Source organism: Kribbella antibiotica, assembly GCF_004349055.1.
Taxonomy (GTDB): domain Bacteria; phylum Actinomycetota; class Actinomycetes; order Propionibacteriales; family Kribbellaceae; genus Kribbella; species Kribbella antibiotica.
Genome location: NZ_SMKX01000285.1, coordinates 1 through 2,429, shown reverse-complemented (window position 1 = coordinate 2,429; position 2,429 = coordinate 1). Strand labels below are relative to the sequence as shown.

The following is a 2,429-nucleotide window of genomic DNA, read 5'->3' as shown; positions in this document are numbered from 1 at the left end:
CCGGTGACGTCTGGGGATGGCGGGTCGCCGCTGCGGCCGATTAACGGCGGCGTGGCTGGTCGCCGCGGTGGCTGGGCTGCTTGGCGAGGTCGGCGATCGCGTAGCTGGTGTTTGGGGTTGCTGGGCTGTGGTTGCCGCCGATGATGACGAGGCCGGTTGGGTGGCCCGCCGCGGTGGTTGATGATGTCAGGTCGGCTCGGTCGTGGGCTGCTGCGCGCGGATGTCCGGTGGCGCCGGGGAGCGCTCCGCACCTGAATCGACAGGCAGCACTCCCCAATCTCCGGCAACGCCCTCCACCGTTGCAGACAAACGCTCGCAAAGTCGGCCCACCCACCGCCGCCACAAACTAACGTCCGAAGAACCGGAGACGGGCCCTCCGATCGTTCGGACGTTAGCGGATTGACCGACCGTTTTACGCCGACCCCGACTCCCTAACTATCCGGCCTTGGGGTCCACCCACCAGATGCAGCCTGAATGCGATCACCGGCGGCAGCTCAGCAACCCCAGCGACAGCCAGGCAGCCCAGGCAACGGGAACGCGATCACCGGCGGCATTGCAGCAACCCTAGCCACAGCCCGGAACCTCAAGCGGCGTGAGCCTAGGTCGCCGACCTCGCCATCTCGCCTCAGCCACCGCGGCGACCAGCCACCCGCTTTTCGAGTCGGCCGGTCGCGGCGAGCAACCACGCACCCACGCCCCCGGCCGAGACCTCACCGGACCTTAACCGGGACTGCGGAACCCCGCCCGCCCCAAGGGCAATCGACTGAACCCTCCGAGCACGCCGGGCGACTGTGGGCAGGGTGTGGGCTGGTGTGGGCTGACAAAATGGCCCACAGAAAACCTTGTAAATAAGGGGTTCTGGGTCGAAAACTGTCGGTGGGCGTGGCTATGCTTTTGGGTATGGAGATGTTGACGATGCCCCCAGTGTGGTCCCTGAGTGTCACCGAACTGGTGACCTCGCTGGACACCGCGCACGCCATCAAGGCAGTGCTCGACACCTTCATCCTGCACGCCGGTGGACGCCTCGACGAGATGGGCGCCGCCCAAGAGCTCGGTGCCCGTGACGCCGTCGATTTCCTGTCCGAGCGGTACCGGGAACCCCCGGCCGAGGTCCGCAAAGATCTCGCGTTCGCTGCCGCTCTGCGCAAATACGCGATCGTGGCTGCGGCGTTGCCGGATCCGACCGACCCGGCCCGGCCGTGGACCCTGCGTCCCGCGCAAGGCAAAGTGATCGTTGAGACTTTGGAGAAGGCGCCCTCGACGGTTTCGGTCGAGACGCTCGAGTTCACCGAAAACCAGATGGTCGGTGTCGCCAAGGACCAGGACCCTCGTCGGCTCGCCAAGTTCGGCAACGATGTCCTCACACGGCTCAACACCGACGGTGCGGAACCTTCTGAAGAAGAAGCGCACGCGAAGAGGTCGCTGCGGTTGCGGCAGGTCGATGGCGGGGTGAAGTTCTCTGGGTTCTTGCCTGGTGCTGATGGTGAGCAGCTCACGACCCAGATCCATACGTTGTCGAAGCCGCATAAGACTGTTGATGGTGAGCGTGATCCGCGGTCGCTGGATGTGCGTCAGGCTGATGCTCTGGTAGCCACGATGGACGCGGCAGCCGGCAACCCTGACCATCCGGGTGTGCCGCACCTGACCGTCACGATCGACTTCGACGACCTCAAAGCCGCTCTCGGAGAGACGACCGGTGCTGTTGGTGAGCTGGTGTTCGGGAACAACCTGTCCGCCTCAGCCGTGCGGCTGCTGGCCTGTGACGCCGCGATCTTGCCGATCGTGCTGGGTGGCGATTCTCAGCCGCTGGATGTTGGGACCGAGCAACGCTTCGTGAACAGGTACATGCGGCGGGCGTTGATCAAGCGCGACAAGGGATGTGTGGTGTGTAAGGCGCCGCCGTGGATGTGCCATGCGCATCACATCATTCATTGGGCTAACGGTGGTCCGACCAGCATGCAGAACCTGGTGTTGCTGTGCGCGTCGCATCACCGCGCGGTGCACGCAGAGCAGTGGGCTGTATCAATTACGACGAACGGTCTGGTGGAGGTGACTCGGCCGAGCTGGGCGGACCCAGCACCGATGATCGATCCTGCTGTTATGGCGGCCGCGCTGAGTTGGGCGACGCCTGCCGGCAGTACTGGTAGTGGTGGGTCTGGCCTCCATGGCGGGGTCGGTGTCAGCCGTAGCCTTGGGCATGAGCAACCTGATCGGCTTCCGACAGTCAACGCCCTGGCAGACTCGGAACGGGATGCCAAGCGCGAGGCCTTCCGTGCCCGACTGCTCGCACTCGTCCCCAACTATTCCGACCCCTGGGCGACCGACGCCACACCAGCAGCAGGCCCCTAAACCGCCACCAACCCGAGTGATCCACGCGGCCATGCCCCGTGGATCACTCACCCATGCCCCGAACACCCATGCCCCGAACC

The 2,429-nt window shown here is 65.1% G+C and carries 1 protein-coding gene; it reads left to right on the top strand.

The features are described from left to right. Positions 1 to 900 precede the first annotated feature (900 nt). Complete coding sequence (locus E1263_RS42185) at positions 901 to 2,349, top strand: HNH endonuclease signature motif containing protein (protein ID WP_165956946.1); 1,449 nt, start codon at positions 901 to 903, stop codon at positions 2,347 to 2,349. The last annotated feature ends 80 nt before the right edge of the window (positions 2,350 to 2,429 follow it).